Origin of the sequence: Roseobacter sp. HKCCD5988 (assembly GCF_037830355.1) — a bacterium.
Taxonomy (GTDB): Bacteria; Pseudomonadota; Alphaproteobacteria; order Rhodobacterales; family Rhodobacteraceae; genus M30B80.
Genome location: NZ_JBBLYJ010000002.1, coordinates 501611 through 523500, shown reverse-complemented (window position 1 = coordinate 523500; position 21890 = coordinate 501611). Strand labels below are relative to the sequence as shown.

Here is a 21890-nt window from a genome sequence, read left to right as displayed (position 1 = left end):
CGGTCTGTCCATTGCGAGCGTTTACTTGGCGGACAGGACTGGCTAGGGTTTGTGCAAATTGGCCCCACTGGGAGAGATCACTATGATCCCTGCTTTGAAAAAATTTCGCAAGTTCTTGCGGTTGAGTTTGCTTTTGCTCTTTGGCGTGGTTCTGTCGGCCTGTCAGGCCACAATGGGAACAGGGCCACAGGTCGGGCAATCTGTGCGCGTTGCGATGCTGCTGCCCCATGGTTCGCCCAATGCAGGGGACGACCTTCTGGCAAGTAGCCTTGAGAACGCCGCGCGCCTCGCTGCCGCCGAGGCCGTTGGCACGCAAATCGAATTGGTGGTTTATCCAACGCAAGCCGATGCAGGCATGGCCGCAGCTGTGGCACAGCAGGCGGTTGCGGAAGGGGCGGATGTGATCCTTGGGCCATTGCGCTCGGACGCGGCGGCGGCGGTCGGTGTGGCCGTGGCGAATACCAATGTCTCGGTTCTTAGTTTCTCGAACAATGCCAGCATTGCAGGGCGCAATCTGTTTGTGCTTGGCCTGACTTACGACAATGCCGCCGCGCGGATGGTGTCCTATGCGGCGGCGAATGGCCGTGATCGCATCATGGTGGTGCATGCGCGCAATTTGGCGGGTGAAGTGGCGCGTGATGCAGTGCGCCGTGCGGCGGCGGCCTCAGGTGCCACTGTTGTGGGTGAAATCGCCTATGAGTTCAGTCAGACTGGCGTTGTTGCTGCCTTACCTGAGGTTGAGGCAATGGTCGCACAAACTGGCGCAAATGCGATGATTTTGACCGCGGACGCCTCAGGGGCTTTGCCGCTCTTCGGTCAACTCTTGCCAGATAATGGCTTTGACACTGAGGCCACCAAAATCATTGGTCTGACCCGTTGGGATATCCCTGCGCAGACCTTGGAAATTCGTGGCTTGCAGGGCGGGTGGTTTGTCCTGCCCGATCCCAATGCCGAAAGTGCGTTCCGCACCCGCTATCAATTGGCCTATCAGCAAGCCCCCCATAACCTTGCGCCCTTGGCCTATGACGGGATGCGCGCTGTGATTGACACCGTGGGTCGCACGGGCCGTTTGGGCGGTGTGGATTTTGCATCAGGCTCTGGCTTTGCGGGCGCGAACGGCGTATTCCGATTGCTACCCGATGGCTCTATTGAACGCGGCCTTGCCGTAGTGACTTTGCAAGACAGGCAGATCATCCTTGTTGACCCCGCCCCAAGAACCCTCGGCGCTGGATTCTGAACAGAACCCACGCCTTTCGGTCATCCCATCTGCTGCGGGGCAATTGATTTGTCCCACGGAAGATATTTTTGACGCAGAGGCCGTTACTGCCGCAATTGATGGCGCGATATCTGATCTCAGCGATCCTGCCAAAATTCGCGCTGCGGTCGTGGCGATCTTGCAAGATGCCCAAGCAAAGGGTCGATCTGCCATTGATGCGGCCTTTGCGGAAAATCCCCTAACCGCACGCCGTGTGACGCGCGCCTATGTCCATCTGACCGATGGGTTGGTGCAGCAGGTGTTGCGTGTCTCATCTACACGCTTACACCCCAATCCCACCCCGACCGAGGGGGAGAGGATGGCGATCTTGGCGGTTGGCGGCTATGGGCGTGGCGAGATGGCCCCGTTCTCGGATGTTGATCTTCTGTTTTTGACCCCATGGAAAAGCACAGGTTGGGTCGAAAGCGTGATTGAATCTAGTCTCTACATGCTTTGGGATCTCAAGCTGAAAGTGGGCCACGCCACCCGCAACATCAAAGATTGTCTGCGTCTGGGGCGCGAGGATTTTACAATCCGCACGGCCTTGTTGGAAATGCGCCACTTGACGGGCAATGCCGAATTATCGGCCAAGCTCAAGACGGCACTGCGCAAAGATTTGTTTGAGGGCAGCCTTTCCGAATTCATCGAAGCCAAGCTTGAGGAACGGGTCAGCCGCCACAAAAAGCAAGGTGGCCAACGCTATATGTTGGAGCCGAATGTAAAAGAGGGGAAGGGCGGTCTGCGCGATTTGCAGACGCTCTATTGGATTGCGAAATATCAGCATGGCGTGGCGCGGGCCGAAGATCTGGTCGCCCTCAAGGTGTTCAGCCGCGAAGAATTTGACGCGTTTGATGCGGCCGAACGGTTCTTGTGGTCGGTGCGCTGTCATTTGCACGCAATTGCAGGCCGCCCGCAGGATGGTTTGAGTTTCGATTTGCAAGTGCAGGTCGCGGAACGCATGCAATATGCCGATCACTCAGGCCGCCGTGCGGTTGAGCATTTCATGCAGGATTATTTCCGCCATGCCACCCGCGTGGGCGAATTGACCCGCATCTTTTTGACCGCGCTTGAGGCCAGTCACGCCAAAAGCGAACCGATGATCTTAGGCTTTTTGCGCGGGCGCAGCCGCAAAAAGAAACTCAAAGACGGCTATGCGCTGAAACAAAATCGTCTGACTGTCGAAAATGAAAAGGCGTTTTTGGCCGATAAGATCAATCTATTACGCATTTTTGAGGAAGCGTTGCGCACAGGCTATCTTCTGCACCCCGATGCAATGCGGATGATCTCGGCCAATTTGCTCCTCATTGACACAGCAATGCGCCGCGACAAAGAGGCGAACCGCATTTTCCTTGATTTGCTTTTGAAGCAAGGCAATCCCGAACGTGCCTTGCGGCGGATGAATGAATTGGGGTTCTTGGGCGCATTCATCCCTGATTTCGCGGCTATCGTGGCGATGATGCAATTCAATATGTATCACAGCTACACTGTGGACGAGCATACGATCCAAGTTGTCTCTACCCTTGCGCAGATCGAACGGGGCGAATTGGTCGAGGAATTGCCGATTGCATCTGGTATTTTGAAGCGTGGGGTAAACCGCAAAGTGCTTTATGTGGCCTGTTTGCTGCATGACATTGGCAAAGGTCGGAAAGAAGATCATTCGATTTTGGGCGCGCGGATTGCACGTGCACTCTGCCCTCGCTTGGGCCTCAAACCCGATGAGACTGAAACAGTCGAATGGCTTGTGCGCTACCACCTGTTGATGTCCGACATGGCCCAAAAACGCGACATTGCAGATCCCCGCACAGTGCGGGACTTCGCCAAACTGGTAAAAACGCGGCAGCGTCTGGATTTGCTGACTGTTTTGACAGTTTGCGATATTCGCGGGGTTGGGCCTGACACATGGAACAACTGGAAAGCCACGCTGTTGCGCGGCCTCTATCGCGCCACGGCTGAAGCCTTGGAAACGGGTCTTGAGGATCTTAACCGCGACAAGTTGGAAAGCGAGGGCAAAAAGGCCCTGCGTGATGCCTTGGCAACTTGGCCTAAGGCGGATCTTAAAACTGAAATAGACCGCCATTATGGCCCCTATTGGCAAGGGCTTGATCTGGCCAGCCAGATTATCTTTGCCAATATGCTGCTTGGCCTTCGGGATGATGAAATTCGGATTGACACACAGCGTGATACTGACCGCGATGCGACCCGCGTCTGCTTTGCGCTTGTGGATCACCCAGGCATCTTTAGTCGCCTTTCTGGCGCCCTGTCACTGGTGGGCGCGAATGTGGTCGATGCCCGCACCTATACCTCGAAAGATGGCTATGCGACTGCCGTGTTCTGGGTTCAAGATGCTGATGGCAACCCCTATGAGGATGCCCGCCTGCCGCGTCTGACTTCGATGATCGACAAAACCCTAAAGGGCGAGGTTGTAGCCTCAAAAGCGTTTGAGGGGCGCGACAAGATCAAAAAGCGCGAGCGCACGTTTAACGTGGCGACCAATATCACCTTCGATAATGACGGGTCGGAAATCTACACGATCATCGAAGTGGATACACGCGACCGCCCTGGTCTGCTATATGATCTGACCAAGACCTTAGCCGCGAATAATATTTACATCGCCAGTGCGATGATCGCGACCTTCGGTGTTCAGGTGGTAGATGTGTTTTACGTGAAAGATATGTTCGGTCTCAAACTCCACTCCAAATCCCGCCAAGATGTGTTGGAGCGCAAGTTGCGCGATGCCATCGCGCGCGTGGCCGAGCGGGCAGGGGTCTAGCGGCTGTGGCGGCCCCGCAAATCAGATTGGGCTTTGGCTTTCTCACTGTCGGTGGTTGGACATTGGTAAGCCGCGTCTTGGGATTTCTGCGCGATATTCTGATTGCCCGCTATCTTGGTGCGGGCGGCGTGGCCGAGGCGTTTTTGGTGGCGTTTTCTTTACCAAATATGTTCCGCCGCTTTTTTGCTGAGGGTGCAATGAACACGGCCTTTGTACCGATTTTTTCCAAAAAACTCGAAGGCGGCAGCGATGCGATGCCATTTGCGCGCAATGCATTATCCATGCTTGCTGTGTTTCTGATTGGCTTCACCCTGCTTGCGCAGATTGCCATGCCTTGGTTGGTTTTGGCGATGGCATCGGGCTTTGCCGATGATCCCCGCTTTGGGATCGCGGTGGAATTTGGCCGTATCTGTTTCGCCTATATTTTGCTGATCTCACTGGCGGCGTTGATTTCGGGCATGTTGAATGCTGCGGGTCGCTTTGCGGCTGCTGCTGCGGTGCCTGTGCTGTTGAATGTGATCCTCGTCTCGGCGCTGATCTTTGGCGCGCAGAGCGCTACGGACAGCCCCGAAGCCGCGCGCATGATCGGGCTGGCCCTGTCTTGGGGGGTGCCCGTGGCGGGCGTGGCGCAACTGGTTTTGGTGTGGGGGGCAGCTGCACGCGCAGGGTTGGTCATCCGCCCAACTTGGCCGAAATTCACGCCTGATCTGCGCCGACTGGCCGTTGTGGCAGGGCCTGCCATGCTTGCAGGCGGGGTGGTGCAGGTCAATCTTTTGGTGGGGCGTCAGGTTGCAAGCTTCTTTGATGGGGCGATTGCATGGTTGTCTTATGCCGACAGGCTATATCAATTGCCGCTCGGTGTGGTTGGGATCGCAATCGGGATTGTGTTGTTGCCAGATCTCTCGCGCCGCTTGCGGGCAGGCGATGATGCAGGGGGGCGGCAGGCTTTATCGCGTGCGGCTGAGATTGGGATGACCCTGACCATTCCTGCCGCGGTTGCGTTGATGGTTATCCCAGTGCCTTTGGTCTCGGTCTTGTTTGAGCGTGGGGCCTTTGAGGGCCAAGACACTATTGCCACGGCTTGGGCGGTGGCGATTTATGGGGCAGGGTTGCCTGCCTTTGTTCTTCAGAAAATCTGGCAGCCCGTGTTTTACGCGCGCGAGGATACCAAGCGCCCATTTCACTATGCTTTAGTGGCAATGGTCATAAATGCCGCTCTCGCCATCGGGCTTGCCTTTTTCATCGGCTATGTTGCCGCCGCATTGGCCACCACTATTTCTGCATGGGTCATGGCCTATCAGCTGCGCCGTGGTGCAAAGAACTATGGTGATGTCGCTGCCTATGATGCGCGGTATCTCGCGCGCATTCCACGCATTGCGGGGGCGGCCATCGCGATGGGGGCGGTGCTCTATGGTGCGGGATTGATCCTTGCCCCCGTTCTTGAGGGGGGAGGCGTGCGCTATCTCGCGCTTGCGGGGCTGATTGCAGTTGGCGCGGGGGCCTATGCCCTTTTTGGTCGCCTGTTTGGCGCCTTTTCATTCGGAGAAATTCTGGGCGCGCTGCGCCGCAAAGAGGCCGCGTGAGGGGCATTTCCCATTGCCCCACGCCGCCGCGCCACATAGGTTTCGCAACAGAACAGGCGAAAAGGTGAGATCATCATGATTTCGGGGAAACGTATATTGTTGATCATAGGGGGCGGGATCGCGGCCTATAAATGCCTTGAGCTGATCCGCCGTTTGCGCGACCAAGGGGCCGCTGTTACCCCTGTTCTCACACAGGCCGCACAGGAATTTGTGACACCACTCTCGGTCGCAGCCCTCGCGGGCCAAAAGCCATACACGCATCTCTTTGATCTGACCGATGAGGCCGAAATGGGCCATATCGAATTATCCCGCGCCTCAGATCTAGTGGTGGTGGCCCCAGCAACGGCGAATTTGATGGCCAAAATGGCGGGCGGTCATGCAGATGATATGGCCTCGACCCTGCTGATGGCAACTGACAAGCCCGTGCTGATCGCCCCTGCAATGAATGTGCGGATGTGGGAACATCCCGCCACCCAGCGCAATTTGGCGCAGCTTTTGGGGGATGGGATTCGTTCTGTTGGCCCCAATGAGGGCAGCATGGCCTGCGGTGAATTTGGCTTAGGCCGCATGGCTGAACCCGATGAGATTGTCAGCGCTATTGCCGCGCAATTTGCTGAAGGCCCGCTTGCGGGGCGACATGTTCTGATTACTTCTGGCCCAACACATGAACCCATAGATCCCGTGCGCTATATCGCCAACCGCTCGTCAGGGGCGCAGGGGGCGGCGCTTGCTGCGGCCTGTCGCGATTTGGGCGCGCGGGTCAGTTTCGTCACAGGCCCTGCATCTGTGCCACCGCCGTATGGTGTGGATGTGATCAAGGTCGAGACTGCCGCGCAGATGGCAAAGGCCGTGACAGAGGCCCTACCTGCAGATGCCGCTATATTTGCCGCTGCCGTTGCAGATTGGCGCGTGGATAATGCCGCAAACCAAAAGATCAAGAAATCGGGCGATGGCGCGCTGCCCCGTCTCAGCTTTAAGGAAAACCCAGATATTTTGGCATCTGTGGCGCAGATGAAAAAAGGCCGCCCGGCCTTGGTTGTGGGCTTTGCCGCCGAAACCGAAAATCTGGTTGATCATGCGCAAGCGAAATTGGCGCGCAAAGGATGTGATTGGATTGTGGCCAATGATGTGTCCCCTGAAACGGGGATCATGGGGGGGGCATATAATGCGGTCACGCTGATCACGCGCACAGGTGCTGATCCATGGCCGCGCTTGAGCAAATCTGAGACTGCAGCACGGCTTGCCCTGCGCGTGGCCGAGGTTTTGGGGCAGGCATAATGGCGCAAGTAGAAGTAAAGTTCTTACGCGAAGACTGGGCCGATCCTGACCTGCCCTTGCCGCGATATGAAACCGATGGGGCGGCGGGTTTTGATCTGCGCGCGCAGTTCACGGCTGACGCCCGCGAGGCAGGGCTGACGCTTGCCCCTCAGACGCGCGCCTTGATCCAAACAGGGTTTCGTGTGGCTGTGCCACGCGGGTATGAGCTGCAAATTCGGCCGCGATCTGGCCTTGCACTGAAACACGGGGTGACGCTTGCTAATGCGCCCGGAACGGTTGACTGCGATTATCGCGGGCCGTTGGGGGTTATCCTCATCAATTTGGGCGATGCACCTTTTGTTATTGGCCATGGGGATCGGATTGCTCAAGGCGTTGTGGCGCCAGTGACCCAAGTCCGTTTTACGCTTGTGTCGCGTTTGGATGAAACCGCGCGTGGGGCGGGTGGTTTCGGCTCAACTGGGCAGGGCTGATGGTCACGGTTCTTGCAATCATGGCTGCGCTTTGGGGCTTTGGGGCGGTGATGAAAACTGCCTATACCCCCCGTCTTGTGATGATCGCCCTTGTCTATGGGGTGGTGGTCTTGGGCCATTTCGTTTTGCCCGAGGGCCACCCATTGCGCATCGCGACAGGCGAAACTGCCGCGCCATGGTTGATTTTAGGCGGCGCGGTTCTGTTGGTTCTGGCCTATCGTGCGGGTCTAAACCGCTTGCGCCGCGTGGCCCAGCCCATGATTACGCCCGCGCCGCGCCAAAGCGGCACCTTCACGCCAGAGGAATTAGAGCGCTATGCCCGCCACATCACCCTGCCTGACATTGGTGGGCAGGGGCAAAAGGCGCTGAAATCGGCCAAGGTTTTGGTGGTGGGGGCGGGTGGTTTGGGCTCGCCTGTTTTGCTGTATCTCGCAGCTGCGGGGGTCGGGCGCATTGGGGTGATTGACGCGGATCATGTCAGCCTGTCGAACCTGCAACGCCAAATCATTCACCGCGATGCCGATCAAGATATGCCCAAAGTGTTTTCAGCGGAACGTGCGATGAAGGCGATAAATCCGCATCTTGATATCCGCCCTTACAATCGTGCTTTGGACGAGACGATCGCGGCAGAGCTATTCGCGGACTATGATCTAATCATTGATGGCACGGATCAGTTTGAAACGCGGGCGATGATCAACCGCGCTGCGGTGTCTGCCAAGCGCCCGCTTTTGGCAGGGGCAATTTCAGCATGGGAGGGGCAGATCACCCTCTATCATCCAAGTGCTGGCGGGGCATGCATGGCCTGTGTCTTTCCCAATCCACCACAGGCAGGGATGGCTGCCACCTGTGCCGAGACGGGTGTCATCGGCGCGCTTCCGGGGGTGGTGGGCACCATGATGGCACTTGAGGCCATCAAGCAGATTACAGGTGCGGGTCAGGGGCTTCTGGGGTGTATGCTGCTCTATGATGGGCTTGCGCCTGAGACACGGATCGTCAAGCTAAAGCGCAATGTGGCTTGCCCCGTTTGCGCAGGGGACTAGTCGAAAATCTCGTCCTCCATCACGCCCCAAAGGGTGGATTTCTCGACCCATCCTGTATACCCATCAACGGCAAAGCGACACCAGTCGCGTTCGCATTCGCTCACCTGTCCGACCACGCCGCGTTGGGCTTGGGCAATGACAGTGGCCTCTGGATCAGGGCGTTGGCGCAAATCGGCAAGGTCAATGTCAATTTGCGCTGTGCGCCGCCCTGACAAAAGGGCGTAATGCATCCATCCGCCCACCCCATCATGATCAACGACCCGCCGCCAATGCCCATGCTCGGCCACAACCATCAGCGGCATATTGCGTTCTTGAAAGACCCAATCAATGCGGTGGTTGCGCGAGGGGCCGCGCCGTGCATAGCCGCGTGTCGCATCCATCGAAACATAGCGCGGCAGCGGAAAGCCTGTTTCTGGCCCAGTGGTCGGGGCGTCAAAACTGGGCGTTGGGGTGGGGGTGGCGGTCTCAAGTTCGGGTGTCTCGACTGGCACAAGATTGTCAGGGCGTGGCAACGGCACCGCGCCATCCGTGCTTTGCGCCCCTGCGGTGGCCGCAAACACAAGACAAACCGCACCCATCGCTAGGGTTATGCGCCAATCTGACCGTGGCATGACTATCCTCAATAGGCCTCGTCCCGCCGCTTTGGGCTGGGTTATTTTGATCTTTCCCACACCATAGCGAGAAAGCCATCGCGGGGGAAGATGACATTACGAAGCGCCTGTCGCGGCCAAGGCCCTTCGAACGCTTGCACCCGCGCGCAGAATGGGGAAGGGTAACAGCGTCAGACATGCCATCCGCCTCAGGAGAAGCCCATGCCCGCACCAAGGTTAAAAGTTGTCGTTACCCGCCATTTGCCCGAAGCGGTGGAAACCCGCATGAGCGAATTGTTTGATGTTCAGCTCAATGACGAAGACCGCAAAATGAGCCGCGATGATCTGGCCGCAGCTATGAAATCGGCAGATGTTCTGGTGCCATGTGTGACGGATCAGATTGATGCAGGCATGTTGGGGCAAGCGGGCGAACGGCTCAAGCTGATTGCCAATTATGGTGCAGGGGTCGATCATATTGACGTTGCCACCGCACGCCAACGCGGGGTATTGGTCACCAATACACCCGGTGTCATGACGGATGATACCGCCGATATGACCATGGCGATGATCTTGGGTGTTCTGCGCCGCGTGCCAGAAGGGCAGGCTGTCATGCAAACGGGCGCATGGCAGGGTTGGGCGCCAACCGCGTTTATGGGGGGGCGTATCGCGGGTAAGCGTTTGGGTATTTTGGGCATGGGTCGCATCGGTCAGGCCGTAGCCCGCCGCGCGGCTGCTTTTGGAATGCAGGTTCACTACCACAACCGCCGCAGGGTTCACGCTGATATAGAGGCCGCGCTCGGCGCGACTTATTGGGAAAGCTTGGATCAAATGTTGGCGCGGATGGATGTGATTTCAGTGAATTGCCCGCACACCCCTTCGACCTTTCATTTGATCAATGCACGCAGGTTGAAGCTGATGAAGCCATCAGCGGTGATTGTGAATACATCGCGTGGAGAGGTGATTGATGAAAACGCACTTACCCGCATGTTGCGCGCGGGCGAGATCGCGGGTGCGGGCTTGGATGTTTTTGAGCGTGGCCATGATGTAAACCCCCGATTGCGGGAATTGGATAATGTGATCCTCCTTCCTCATATGGGGTCAGCGACCCTCGAAGGGCGGATTGAGATGGGCGAGAAGGTCTTGATCAACATCAAAACCTTTGCAGATGGCCATCGCCCCCCTGATCTGGTTTTGCCGAGCATGCATTAAGGCAGCGATGATGCGCGGAAATAGTCGTTTCACCCCTGACAGTCCCGCCTGACCTCGCGTTCCCGCAGGCCTGTCTCGACCAACATGCATCTGTCCCGTGCTACATAGTAATAGCCACGCGCGTAATGCATGACGGCCGTGTCATAAGATCCATCTGACAGCAGCCATGCGCCGCGCAGATATTTGACCGCATAGGTGAGATTGGTTTCTGCATCCAGTAAATCGGCATCTTCACCCGTAAACCCCATATTGCGGGCTGTGGTGGGCATGATTTGCATCATCCCGTAATAGGGGCCGTTGCGGGCATGGGCGCGATAGTCGCTTTCACGTTGGATCACGCGGTGGATCAGGGGGGCGGGCACATCATATTGGCGCGCCATTTTATTCACGAGGGCCCGAATTTCTGCTGTTTCGCCTGGGTATAGATCAGGTTCGGGTGTGCCAATGCAGGCCACAAGCATCACGCAAAGGGCTGTGATCATAAGGCGGCGCATAGATCAATTCCCCCTGAACAGGCCGCGCAAGGCACCTTCGACCTCATTGCGCAGTTGATTTTCGATGGCATCGCGCGCATCGCCCTCGGCGGGCAGGTTAAGCCGATCGCGCGCCTCTTGTTCCAGCCTAGCACGCTCTTCGTCAATGCGGGCTTGGGCCGCAGCTTCAAGTTCTGCGCGTTCCAGTTCTAGCCGCTGATTGGCCAAATATTCTAGATCAGGTGCAAAACTGAGATCAGCCCAAGGGCCGCGCACGATGACGGGCACGGCAATATTCGACCCATCGGAGGATGTTTGCACAGCGGGGATCACGCGATATTCCACTGACTGGCCCCCAATATTGATCTCGCCCGTCCCTGTGACACCGCCCCATCCAGCGGTTAGGGTGAGGTCGTCATTGCGCGCCACACCGCCCGTGATCGCAAGGGTCGCGGTGATGCTGTCATAGACTGTGCGCGCGCCTTCGCCCCGATAGGAGCTGTCGAGATTGCGGATCATCCCCGCAAGATCAAGCCCCTCAATCGCCCCCTGACCAAAGTCAAGCGCGGCACTGCCCTCAAGGCTGTTCATCCATGCCGCTACAGACCGCCCGCCCGCTAAAATGTTAAAGGTGACGTTTCCCGTGCCTGAAAGGCGGTCATAATCTGCAAAATCTTGCAACAAGGGTTGCAATTGCACCGCACGGATCGCCATGTTGCTGGCCACGGATCCATTGCCACGGCCATTTATCACAGTTTGCCCTGCAATCGTGCCGCCATAGGCCACGGCGCGCGTCAAATCGAGCTGCAGACGGCCCGCATCAAGCGTGGTTTGTAGCGCAATATCTGACAGCCGCATCATACCCAAATCCAATTCGGCAAGGGCCAGATCAAGATTGGCATCTACCGCGAACAGGCCCGTGAGGTCGATTTCGTCACGCGGCAATCCGCCGCCTGCGCTGCTGCCCTCGGTTGCGCTGCCTTCTGTCAGGGCGCTTAGGTCAACGCGCCCGCCCGCGATGCGGCCCGTGATCTTAGGGCGCTCACCGCCTGTGCTGAGATCTGCAGATAGGGTTATGGCCGTGTCATCTAGCGCAAGGGTTGCATCCATGATCTGCGCAACGCCCTCGGGCGTGATCGCAATGGGGCCGTTCAGCGCGATACGATCACGACCCAATCCCGCGGGCAAAGTCACCGCTGCGACACCCGCCGCAGTCGTGATCGGGGTCAGGTCGGTGATATCGGCATTCACCTCGCCCGCAAGGCTGAACGGGGCAAGCATAAGCGCGCCGCGATAGCCAAGGCTGCCGCCTGTCCAAGACAGGGACATATCAATGCGCGCCTCACGCCCCGCAAGCGCATCAGAAAGGGTGGTGAGGGTCACATCGCCCCTCAAGCGCGCGCCATTGACTGCGGCGTTAAAGCTGCCTGTCAGACTGCCGTTCAGATCGGGCGCTTCAAGGCGAAGATTGACCGCTTCGGCCGCATAGCTTTGCGCTGTTGTGGCATCAGTATAGCGCAGGGTGCCATCGCTGATCTGTGCAAGGCTGCGGCTGATTTGCGGCAGGTCACCGCTTGTGCCTGTCTCGGCTGTGGGGGCGGTGGTTGAAAATTCCCAATTGGCCTGTCCATCCGCGTTTCGCAGCAAAATGATGTCAGGCTTTATCAGTTCAGCGCGCGCAATCCGCACCTCGCCAGAAAAAAGGGGCATGACTTCGACCCCAATATGCAACGCCTCAGCCCCCAGCATCGGGCCTTGATCCGCAGCCCAGTCAGGGTTGGAAATTTCAAAACCTTCGGCGCTGATCCCGATCATGGGGTAAAAACTTGGCCGCACTGCGCCCGTCAGGGTCACATCACGCGCGAGGCTGGCCGATAGCCGCTCTGTCGCCAATCTGGCAATGGTGTCCGTTGGAATTAACGCAATCCCTCCAACAACCACGCCCACGAAAATCACGACAGCCAAAATGACCCGCAACACCCACTTCATCGAGAATCCCCCAAACTATTTTTGTAACCCCAAGCACCTTTGTGTTTAGCGGCTATGGTTCGGGGCCGTAAAGCCTTGGCGGTGCCTTTATGTTCAAGGTTGCGCGAGGTCACGGCAGAACAAGATTAGGCTGGATGTGGCCCCGCGCCGATGGTGCCTGAGTGCTTTCTTGCTTCACGATGGCCAAAAGCCACGCTATAGCGCGGGATATGACACAGAACCCACCAAATCTTCGCCCAGATCTTGCCCGTGCGCGCATTGAGGAGACGATCCGCGAGGGTCAGCCCAAAATCGGGATGGTCTCGCTTGGTTGCCCCAAGGCGCTTGTGGATAGTGAGCGGATCCTGACCCGACTGCGCGCCGAAGGCTATGGGATCTGCGCCGATTATGGCGGTGCCGATGCGGTAATTGTGAACACCTGCGGCTTTCTCGACAGCGCCAAGGCCGAAAGTTTGGACGCGATTGGCGAGGCGCTGCGCGAAAATGGCCGCGTGATCGTGACGGGCTGTTTGGGGGCCGAGCCTGACTATATCACAGGCGCGCATCCGCGTGTTCTGGCCGTAACGGGCCCGCACCAATATGAGCAGGTCTTGGATGCGGTGCATGCTGCCGTGCCACCCGCGCCTGATCCGTTTGTCGATCTTTTGCCAAGTTCAGGCGTAAGCCTAACGCCCCGTCATTATAGCTATCTCAAGATTTCCGAGGGCTGCAATCACAAGTGCAAGTTTTGCATCATCCCCGATATGCGGGGCCGCCTGCAAAGCCGTCCCGCAAAGGCCGTGTTGCGTGAGGCAGAAAAACTGGTTGAGGCAGGGGTGAAGGAACTTCTGGTCATCAGTCAGGACACCTCGGCCTATGGCACGGATTGGGCTGGTCGGGATGAGAAATTCCCAATTCTTCCTTTGGCGCGCGATTTGGGCCAACTGGGCGCGTGGGTGCGGTTGCATTACGTCTACCCCTATCCGCATGTGCGGGAGTTGATCCCTTTGATGGCCGAAGGGTTGGTTCTGCCTTATCTGGATATCCCATTCCAACATGCCCATCGCGATACGTTGCAACGTATGGCCCGCCCTGCGGCATCGAGTAAAACCTTAGACGAAATTGCAGCTTGGCGTGCGGACTGCCCTGAGATCACCCTGCGCTCAACCTTTATCGTGGGGTATCCGGGCGAAACAGAGGCCGAATTCCAGATCCTGCTTGATTGGTTGGATGAGGCGCAGCTCGATCGGGTCGGCTGTTTCACATACGAAAATGTTGCGGGTGCGCGGTCAAATGATTTGCCAGACCATGTGCCGCAAGAGGTCAAGGACGAGCGTTTTGCGCGCTTTATGGAAAAGGCGCAGAGCATTTCCGAGGCGAAATTGGCCGCCAAAATTGGCACGCGTCTTGAGGTGATCGTGGATGAGGTGGACGATGAAGGGGCCACCTGCCGCACCAAATCAGACGCGCCAGAGATTGATGGCAATCTCTTTATCGATGAAGGGTTCCAAGATCTCAAAGCGGGCGACATCGTGACTGTGACAGTTGATGAGGCAAGTGAATATGATCTTTGGGGTCAGATCGCCTGACCCCCACCCTTAGCGCAAGCTTGCCATCGTATCCCGTACGATTTGAATGCGGTTCGCATTGGGCGGGTGCGTTCCAAGAAAGGTTTCGCCCGGATCAGGCAGGCGGGTAAAATATTGTGCGCCAAGCTCCGGATCAAACCCCGCGCGATAGGCGATGACAGTGCCCAAAGCATCGGCTTGCAATTCGTGATCTTGGCTAAAACGGCGCGCGCCCACTGTGGCGCCAATATCCGCCGCGTTTTGCACCATAGAGGCATCGCCACCCGCAATCCCTGCAAGCACGCCGAAAATTAACGCCCCCCCTTGGGCAGAGGCCCGTTGGCGGGGAATATGGCGGGCGATGTGATGCGCAGCCTCATGACCCATTACAAAGGCCAATTCGTCAATATTGCGCGCATCTTCAATAAGGCCAATCGTAAAGACCAGATATGGGTTGCCCGCACTGTCCAAGGTTTGAAACGCGTTGATGCCTGCATTTCTGTCACGCTCAATCGCAATGGTGAAATTACAGTTTTGATCTGGTGTTTCTTGGCGGCAAATATCTTCGGCAATGGGTTCGACCTTGGCGACCACTGTGCGGAAATTATTCATTGCCACATCTGGGGCTAGTTTGGGCAGATTATCGCTGCTTGTCGTGCTTGTAGGTGCGCCGCTTGGTGGCGGGCTTGCCACCTGACACGCGGCAAGAAATGCAAGCATCGGCAAAATCAGAATTGCACGCATCAGAACCAAATACCTTTGTGTTGAGGCCAACCCTATTTAGCCGCCCATTTTGAGATATCTCAATCGAATTCTCATCACCAGAGGATCACATGATTGCCAAGAGGGAAATTCCCCCCTAGCGTGATCTTATGTTTAGCATTGAGCATGATTTTGACGCCACGGTTGTAACCTTGATGGATGAGGGGGAAAGCCCGCTCCAAGAGGATGTCGTGCTGACGGCTTTTGAAGAGGTCGTTCAGGTTGAACAATATGACCCGCGCAGTGATAGCATTCAGAAAATCTCAATCTCTATGGCGCAGTTGCGGGAGTTGGCGGCAGCGCTGAACTTGCCAGAAGGGGTGTATCGGATTGATCGCCCGACCCGCTAAGACCCCCCAATGACCCCTGATACATCCCATCACGCGGCCAATTTGCGCGGCAGTTTGTTCATGGTTTTGGCAATGCTTGCCTTTACCCTCGAGGATGTCTTTATCAAGGCGGCAGCGGCGCATATCCCCTTGGGCCAAGTTATGGTGACCTTTGGGGTTGGTGGGCTGTTGGCCTTTGTGGCCATGGCGCGCCTTCGGGGCGAGGTGATGTTGCACCCTCAGGCCTTTGGTCGCGCCATGGCGTGGCGTGCCTTGTTCGAAATAACGGGTCGGGTATGTTACACGGTCGCGATTGCTTTAACGCCCCTGTCCTCGGCCAGTGCGATTTTGCAAGCCACACCTTTGGTGGTGGCGGGGGGGGCGGTGATGGTCTTTCGCGAAACCGTGGGCTGGCGGCAATGGGCGGCGATTGGCGCAGGGTTTGTTGGGGTGCTATTAATCCTACGGCCTGGGCTGGACGCGTTTGAACCGCTGTCCCTCTTCGCGGTCTTGGGCATGATCGGCTTTGCTGGCCGTGATCTGGCGACACGCGCCGCACCAAAGAGCATGACAACGGCGCAGCTTGGCGTTTACGGGTTTATCATGCTGAGCATCGCAGGCGGTATCGTTTGGGGTTATCAGGGCGGCGTGGCCCCACTAGGCGCGGGCGGCATGGTTCTGACAGGGCCTGCCATCTTATTTGGCGTTGCCGCCTATATGTGCCTGACTATGGCCATGCGAACAGGGCAAATTGCCGTTATTGCCCCATTTCGGTATACCCGTTTGGTTTTCGCTATGATCTTGGCCGTGGCCGTGTTTGGCGAACGTCCCGATGCCCTGACCTTGATTGGCAGTTTGATTATTGTTGCCTCGGGCCTTTATACGGTTTGGCAAAGCCGCAGGGTTTAGCCCATATTAACGCCAACCACTTTGTTCCGATCCGTCTCGCCGCGTATCAGCGTCAGGCATGAGGGCGCGATCCCGATTGCCTGAGCCAAGAGTTTGAGAACCGCACGATTTGCTTTGCCGCTATCGGGTGCTTGGGTCACATAGACCCGCAACAGGTCTTCTTCGACCACGATACGGTTCTGCGCGGCCTTTGGGGTGACGCGTAAATTTAGCCGTATACCGGTCTGCGCATAGGCGCTGAGGTCGGGTAGGGATTTGCGCAAGGGGTGCCTCTCAAAAGCCAATGAGCAGCAAACTTGCACTCTGTCTCTTAGGGTGCAAGATGCACGCGGTGGATTTGGTGATGAGGAAAGGTTTGATCATGGCAACAGGGTTTTTCTGGGATGAGCGCTGCTTTTGGCATTCGGGTGGCAATTATGCCTTTCTCGCCCCTGTGGGCGGATTGGTTCAACCTCTTGCCGCAGGCGGCCTGCCCGAAAATCCTGAAACGAAGCGGCGCTTGAAAAACCTACTTGAGATCACGGGACTGTGGTCTGAACTTGCGCCCCGCCATGCGGATCCTGCAACCGAAGAAGATATTTTGCGCATTCATCCCGAAACCTATTTGCGCCAGTTTCAAGATATTTCAGCGCAGGGTGGGGGCGAGTTGGGGTTGCGCACACCTTTCGGCCCCGATGGGTTCGAGATTGCAGCCCTGTCTGCCGGTTTGGCCAAATCAGCCCTGTTTGCAGTGCTTGAGGGGGATTTGGAGAATGCCTATGCGCTGTCTCGTCCGCCAGGGCATCACTGTTTGCCTGATTTTCCCAATGGGTTTTGCCTACTTGCCAATATCGCCATCGCGATTGAGGCCGCGCGGGCCGAAGGGCTGGCCACGAAATTTGCCGTGATTGACTGGGATGTGCATCACGGCAACGGAACTGAGGCGATTTTCTATGATCGTGATGATGTTCTGACCATCTCCCTTCACCAAGATCGCAATTATCCCCGCGATAGCGGTGCGTTTGAGGATCGTGGATCGGGTGCTGGGGCAGGGTTTAACCTCAATATCCCGCTGCCCCCAGGGGGCGGGCATAATGCCTATCTTGAGGCGATGGAGCGTTTGGTGATCCCCGAATTGGAACGCTTTGCGCCTGATGTGATTATCATCGCTTGTGGGTTTGACGCGTCAGGTGTTGATCCTTTGGGGCGAATGATGGCAGGCAGCCACACGTTCCGTGCGATGGCAGAACAGGTGCGGGACGCGGCTGACGCGCTGTGCGAGGGTCGCCTCGTGATGGTGCATGAAGGCGGTTATTCCGAATTGCACGTGCCGTTCTGCGCCCATGCGGTTCTGGAGGTTATGAGCGGCAGTCGCATCACCGCCCCTGATCCTTTGTCAGAACGGATCACCGCACAGCAACCCGATGTGCGGTTTGATGCATTTGTGAGCGAATGGATCGCCGAGATGGAAGCAAGCCTTTCTGATATGCGCTAACAGACCCGCAAACTGATATTTGCTGCATTGCAGCACGTTGACACCGCGCAGGTTGCGGGTCAATTTGCCACAAATCTTTTTGGAAAAAGGGTGAGACCCGATGAAGAAAATCTATGGCTCTGCTGCTGAGGCTTTGGATGGCCTTTTGCAGGATGGAATGCTGATCGCGGCAGGCGGCTTTGGCCTCTGCGGGATTCCTGAATTGCTGATTGATGGCATCGTGGACAGCGGTGTTAAAGATTTGACCGTGGCCTCCAACAACGCGGGCGTTGATGATTTTGGTTTGGGCAAACTTCTGGCCACACGCCAGATCAAAAAGATGATGTCTTCTTATGTGGGCGAGAACGCAGAATTCATGCGCCAATATCTGGCGGGTGAATTGGAACTGGAATTCAACCCCCAAGGCACTTTGGCCGAGCGGATGCGCGCAGGGGGGGCAGGCATTCCGGGGTTCTACACCAAGACAGGTGTGGGCACAGTGATTGCGGAAGGCAAAGACCACAAAGATTTTAACGGCGAAACCTATATCCTTGAGGAAGGGATTTTCGCGGATATCTCTATCGTCAAAGCGTGGAAGGCTGATGAAACGGGCAATGCGATTTTCCGTAAGACCGCGCGGAACTTCAATGTGCCTGCTGCGACCTGTGGCAAGGTTTGCATCATGGAGGTCGAAGAAATCGTGCCCGCGGGCAGCCTAGACCCTGATCATATCCATTTGCCTGGAATTTTCGTGCATCGCTTGATCAAGGGGCAGCATGAGAAACGAATTGAACAGCGCACTGTGCGCCAGCGTGAGGAGGCCTAATCCATGCCATGGGATCGCAATCAAATGGCCGCCCGCGCGGCACAAGAACTTGAAGACGGGATGTATGTGAACCTTGGCATCGGGATTCCAACCCTCGTGTCAAATTATATTCCAGAAGGCATGACCGTGACCTTGCAATCCGAAAACGGAATGCTGGGCATGGGGCCTTTCCCCTATGAGGGCGAGGAAGATCCAGACCTGATCAATGCGGGTAAGCAGACGATCACTGAATTGCCCCATACCGCCTATTTTGACAGCGCAACATCATTTGCGATGATCCGTGGCGGCAAGATTGCGATGGCAATTTTGGGCGCGATGGAAGTGTCTGAGACGGGCGATCTTGCCAATTGGATGATCCCTGGCAAATTGGTCAAAGGTATGGGCGGCGCGATGGACTTGGTCGCAGGCGTGCGCCGTGTTGTGGTTGTGATGGATCACACCAACAAGCATGGGGAAAGCAAGGTTTTGAAATCTTGCACCTTGCCGCTGACAGGAACGGGCGTTGTGCATCGCATCATCACCAATTTGGGCGTTCTGGATGTGGTCGAAGGCGGCCTCAAGATCGTGCAACTGGCCGATGGTGTCACCGAAGCTGAACTGCGCGCGGCAACAGAGGCGCATATTGTCTGACCCTTAGGGCTGCATGGTTGCAAAAACGCAGCCATCCGAAATCAATTCAGGTGGCGTGATGCATAACAGCCGCGCCACCTGCCACGCCCCAGCCACTTTTGGCACATAGGCACGGGTCTCGGCAAAGGGGATGGGCAGCATTTTTGGTTCTTTTTGCAGGCGTTTTGTTGGCGTCGTGGTTGGTGCATCGTATTGCGGGCAAAATCACCTTGATCCGCAAGGTTACCGCAACATGGGCCAGTTGGGAGGCCGGAAAATTGTTTCCTATGGGCGTGGCCTTAGCGGGCACATTGATCCTTTATCTTGGCTTAGGCGCGGCGCAAATCTGATCTTTGATTGGACGGGCAGGCGGGCCGCCCTATGATCGGGGTATGGACGCATTGCCTGCCCAAATTGACAATTGGTTCGCTACGCGCGGATGGCAGATGCACCCGCATCAGCGCGCGATGCTGCGCGCGACATCACCTGCGCAGGTTTTGATCGCCCCCACGGGTGCGGGCAAAACCCTGTCGGGCTTTCTCCCTTCGCTTGTGGATTTGATCCATGCACCCAAACAAGGGCTGCACACGCTCTACATCTCGCCGCTCAAGGCGCTTGCGGCAGATATTAGGCGCAATCTTCAGATCCCTGTTGCCGAGATGGGCCTTGATATTCGTATTGAGGATCGAACGGGTGATACATCGGCCCATATGCGGCGGCGTCAACGCGCTGACCCGCCTCAGATTTTGCTGACCACGCCTGAATCGCTTGCGCTGTTATTGTCCTATCCTGACGCGGATAAAATTTTTGCCTCGGTGAAGCGGGTTATTCTAGATGAAATTCATGCGCTGATTGACAGCAAACGGGGCGATCAACTGATGTTGTGTCTCGCGCGGCTTGCGCGGTTGTCCCCCCAGATGACCTGTGTGGGTTTGTCCGCCACAGTAAAAGACCCCTCTCAAATCGCGGCCTATTTGGCGCCGGACAGCGGGGCTGAGATCATCACCGCGCCGCAAGGCCCCGCGCCCGATATCGCCATTCTTGAGGCGGATATCCCGCCCCCATGGGCGGGGGGCGGCGGGCGATATGGCGTGCAGGCGGTCTATGACCAGATTAAACGCCATCGCGCCACGCTGATCTTTCACAACACCCGCGCCAATGCCGAACTGTTTTTCCACGAATTGTGGCAGGCCAATGAGGACACCCTGCCGATTGGCATCCATCACGGCGCGTTGTCGCGCGAGGCCCGCGCTAAGGTCGAGGCCGCGATGAGTGAGGGCAGCCTGCGCGCAATCGTCTGCACAGGCAGTCTCGATCTAGGGATCGACTGGGGCGATGTTGATCTGGTGATCCAAATTGGTGCACCCAAAGAGGTTAAGCGCCTTGTGCAACGCATCGGGCGCGCGGGGCACCGCTTTGATCTTGCATCTAAGGCGCGTATTTTGCCCGCCAACCGCTTTGAATATCTCGAATGCCAAGCGGCGCTTGAGGCGGTGCGCGATGGCGGGCTTGAAGATGACCCCATCCGTCAGGGCGGGCTGGACGTTCTGTGCCAGCATATCTTGATCTGTGCCTGTGCAGGGCCGATTGCACCCGATGATCTTTATGCCGAGATCACCTCAGCCGCGCCCTATGTGGGCGTGACCCGTGCCGAGTTCGACCGCGCCTTGGAGTTTTGCGCGACAGGTGGCTACGCGCTGCGCGCTTATGATCGCTGGCAAAGACTGGTCACGCGGCCCGATGGGACGCTAGCTTTACGAGATCCACGCAGTGCGGCGCGCATCCGCCAAAATATTGGCACGATTATCGAAACCGACAGGTTGAAAGTGCGCATGGCCAAACGGCGCGGCGGGGCACCTTTGGGCGAGGTTGAAGAAAACTTTGCCGCGCAATTGCGCCAAGGTGACAGTTTCCTCATCGGGGGGCAGATCGTGCGCTATGAGGGCATGCGCGAATTGGTGGTTGAGGTCAGCCCAAGCCCCCAAAAGCGGCCGAAAATTGCAACATTCATGGGCACGAAATTCGCAACCTCTCTGCAACTTTCTGATCGCATTTTGGCGCGATTGGAAAGTGGCGATTGGTCGGGTTTGCCCGCCCATATTGCCGACTGGCTGGATCATCAGACGCGGCTGTCCCGCTTGCCGCAGCGTGACCGATTGCTGGTGGAAACCTACCCCCATGAGGGCCGCGCGCATCTTTGTGTGCATGGTTTTGCGGGGCGCAATGCACAGCAGACCCTTGGCTTTGTTCTGACCCATCGCATGGATCAACTGGGTCTCGCCCCGATGGGCTTTGTGGCCAATGATTATGCCACGCTGATTTGGGGGCTTGATCCCATAGCTGATCCAAGGCCGCTCTTTGCGCCTGATTTATTGCATGCGGCGTTTGAAGGGTGGCTGTCAGAAAACGCCGTCATGAAGCGCAGTTTCAAGGCGGTTGCGTTGATCTCTGGGCTGATCGAGCGCAGCGTGAACGGCACCAAGAAAACAGGGCGGCAGGCTGTGTTTTCGTCAGATATCCTTTATGACACCCTGCGCAAATATGACAGCGACCATATCTTACTTGAGATGACGCGCCGTGATGCGTTGCGGGGTTTGGTCGATTTTGGTCGCATTGATGAAATGTTGGCCCGCGTAGGCGGGCGTATTGACCATATCGCGCTGCCCCGCGTCAGCCCGTTCGCGGCGCCCTTGTTGCTTGAGGCGGGGCGCATCCCTGTCCATGGTTCTGCCGATCAACGTCTGTTGGAGGAAGAAGCCGCAAAATTCCTGCCCCAAGCCGCGCTTGGTTACAGGTGA

General features: G+C 57.1%; 20 protein-coding genes and 1 pseudogene. 15 read left to right on the top strand and 6 right to left on the bottom strand.

Translation table 11 applies throughout. The features are described from left to right. Positions 1–82 precede the first annotated feature (82 nt). From AAC636_RS10640 to AAC636_RS10615, 6 genes are all read left to right on the top strand, one after another. Positions 83–1237, top strand: a complete 1155-nt coding sequence (locus AAC636_RS10640) for a penicillin-binding protein activator (protein ID WP_340301486.1) — start codon at positions 83–85, stop codon at positions 1235–1237. After that, positions 1200–4025 carry a [protein-PII] uridylyltransferase gene (locus AAC636_RS10635; RefSeq protein ID WP_340301580.1) on the top strand — a complete coding sequence of 942 codons (2826 nt, stop codon included), beginning with the start codon at positions 1200–1202 and terminating at the stop codon, positions 4023–4025. Before AAC636_RS10640 ends, AAC636_RS10635 begins: the two co-directional genes overlap by 38 nt. A 5-nt stretch (positions 4026–4030) precedes the next feature. Continuing rightward, on the top strand, positions 4031–5608 hold the full coding sequence (gene murJ, locus AAC636_RS10630) for a murein biosynthesis integral membrane protein MurJ (RefSeq protein ID WP_340301485.1): 1578 nt from the start codon (positions 4031–4033) through the stop codon (positions 5606–5608). Positions 5609–5683: 75 nt separating this feature from the next. After that, positions 5684–6886, top strand: a complete 1203-nt coding sequence (gene coaBC / locus AAC636_RS10625) for a bifunctional phosphopantothenoylcysteine decarboxylase/phosphopantothenate--cysteine ligase CoaBC (protein ID WP_340301484.1) — start codon at positions 5684–5686, stop codon at positions 6884–6886. Further along, positions 6886–7356: a dUTP diphosphatase gene (dut, locus tag AAC636_RS10620; RefSeq protein ID WP_317655669.1), complete on the top strand. Its 471-nt coding sequence runs from the start codon at positions 6886–6888 to the stop codon at positions 7354–7356. The genes coaBC and dut overlap by 1 nt, the downstream gene beginning before the upstream one ends. Then, positions 7356–8396, top strand: a complete 1041-nt coding sequence (locus AAC636_RS10615) for a HesA/MoeB/ThiF family protein (protein ID WP_340301483.1) — start codon at positions 7356–7358, stop codon at positions 8394–8396. The genes dut and AAC636_RS10615 overlap by 1 nt, the downstream gene beginning before the upstream one ends. Here the strand turns inward: AAC636_RS10615 and AAC636_RS10610 are convergent. Beyond that, positions 8393–9007, bottom strand: a complete 615-nt coding sequence (locus AAC636_RS10610; protein ID WP_340301482.1) for an SH3 domain-containing protein — start codon at positions 9005–9007, stop codon at positions 8393–8395. The two genes, AAC636_RS10615 and AAC636_RS10610, sit on opposite strands and share 4 nt — an antisense overlap. Before the next feature lie 201 nt (positions 9008–9208). Here AAC636_RS10610 and AAC636_RS10605 point away from each other — a divergent pair, with 201 nt between their 5' ends. Further along, complete coding sequence (locus AAC636_RS10605; protein WP_340301481.1) at positions 9209–10195, top strand: 2-hydroxyacid dehydrogenase; 987 nt, start codon at positions 9209–9211, stop codon at positions 10193–10195. A gap of 29 nt (positions 10196–10224) precedes the next feature. Here the strand turns inward: AAC636_RS10605 and AAC636_RS10600 are convergent, their stop codons facing one another. Both AAC636_RS10600 and AAC636_RS10595 read right to left on the bottom strand, forming a co-directional pair. After that, on the bottom strand, positions 10225–10689 hold the full coding sequence (locus AAC636_RS10600) for a lytic transglycosylase domain-containing protein (RefSeq protein ID WP_340301480.1): 465 nt from the start codon (positions 10687–10689) through the stop codon (positions 10225–10227). A gap of 3 nt (positions 10690–10692) precedes the next feature. Then, entirely contained in the window at positions 10693–12657 is a 1965-nt protein-coding gene (locus AAC636_RS10595) for an AsmA family protein (RefSeq protein WP_340301479.1), read from the bottom strand. A gap of 209 nt (positions 12658–12866) precedes the next feature. Between AAC636_RS10595 and rimO the strand changes: the two genes are divergently transcribed. Beyond that, entirely contained in the window at positions 12867–14225 is a 1359-nt protein-coding gene (gene rimO, locus AAC636_RS10590) for a 30S ribosomal protein S12 methylthiotransferase RimO (RefSeq protein WP_340298447.1), read from the top strand. A 9-nt stretch (positions 14226–14234) separates the two neighbouring features. Here the strand turns inward: rimO and AAC636_RS10585 are convergent, their stop codons facing one another. Beyond that, entirely contained in the window at positions 14235–14948 is a 714-nt protein-coding gene (locus AAC636_RS10585; RefSeq protein ID WP_340301478.1) for a M57 family metalloprotease, read from the bottom strand. Positions 14949–15076: 128 nt separating this feature from the next. Between AAC636_RS10585 and AAC636_RS10580 the strand changes: the two genes are divergently transcribed. Both AAC636_RS10580 and AAC636_RS10575 read left to right on the top strand, forming a co-directional pair. Further along, positions 15077–15316 carry a hypothetical protein gene (locus AAC636_RS10580; protein ID WP_317655657.1) on the top strand — a complete coding sequence of 80 codons (240 nt, stop codon included), beginning with the start codon at positions 15077–15079 and terminating at the stop codon, positions 15314–15316. A 9-nt stretch (positions 15317–15325) separates the two neighbouring features. Beyond that, positions 15326–16204, top strand: a complete 879-nt coding sequence (locus AAC636_RS10575; RefSeq protein WP_340301477.1) for a DMT family transporter — start codon at positions 15326–15328, stop codon at positions 16202–16204. On the opposite strand, the gene AAC636_RS10570 is transcribed toward AAC636_RS10575, so the two are convergent. Further along, on the bottom strand, positions 16201–16467 hold the full coding sequence (locus AAC636_RS10570; RefSeq protein WP_317655655.1) for a DUF167 domain-containing protein: 267 nt from the start codon (positions 16465–16467) through the stop codon (positions 16201–16203). The genes AAC636_RS10575 and AAC636_RS10570 overlap by 4 nt on opposite strands. A 98-nt stretch (positions 16468–16565) precedes the next feature. Here AAC636_RS10570 and AAC636_RS10565 point away from each other — a divergent pair, with 98 nt between their 5' ends. The 3 genes from AAC636_RS10565 (at position 16566) to AAC636_RS10555 (ending at position 19113) form a co-directional block, all read left to right on the top strand. Then, positions 16566–17678, top strand: coding sequence for a class II histone deacetylase (locus tag AAC636_RS10565; protein WP_340301579.1), 1113 nt, complete (start codon positions 16566–16568; stop codon positions 17676–17678). 100 nt (positions 17679–17778) lie between these two features. Further along, positions 17779–18483, top strand: coding sequence for a CoA transferase subunit A (locus tag AAC636_RS10560; RefSeq protein ID WP_317655654.1), 705 nt, complete (start codon positions 17779–17781; stop codon positions 18481–18483). Between the two features lie 3 nt (positions 18484–18486). Beyond that, entirely contained in the window at positions 18487–19113 is a 627-nt protein-coding gene (locus tag AAC636_RS10555) for a CoA transferase subunit B (RefSeq protein ID WP_317655652.1), read from the top strand. Between the two features lie 3 nt (positions 19114–19116). On the opposite strand, the pseudogene AAC636_RS10550 reads toward AAC636_RS10555, so the two are convergent. Beyond that, positions 19117–19242, bottom strand: a pseudogene (locus tag AAC636_RS10550) (lytic transglycosylase domain-containing protein); the annotation flags it as partial. A gap of 38 nt (positions 19243–19280) precedes the next feature. On the opposite strand from AAC636_RS10550, the gene AAC636_RS10545 reads away from it, so the two are divergent. Continuing rightward, positions 19281–19442 (top strand): hypothetical protein, encoded by a 162-nt coding sequence (locus AAC636_RS10545; protein ID WP_340301476.1) that lies wholly within the window; start codon positions 19281–19283, stop codon positions 19440–19442. A 42-nt stretch (positions 19443–19484) separates the two neighbouring features. Next, positions 19485–21890 carry a ligase-associated DNA damage response DEXH box helicase gene (locus AAC636_RS10540; protein ID WP_340301475.1) on the top strand — a complete coding sequence of 802 codons (2406 nt, stop codon included), beginning with the start codon at positions 19485–19487 and terminating at the stop codon, positions 21888–21890.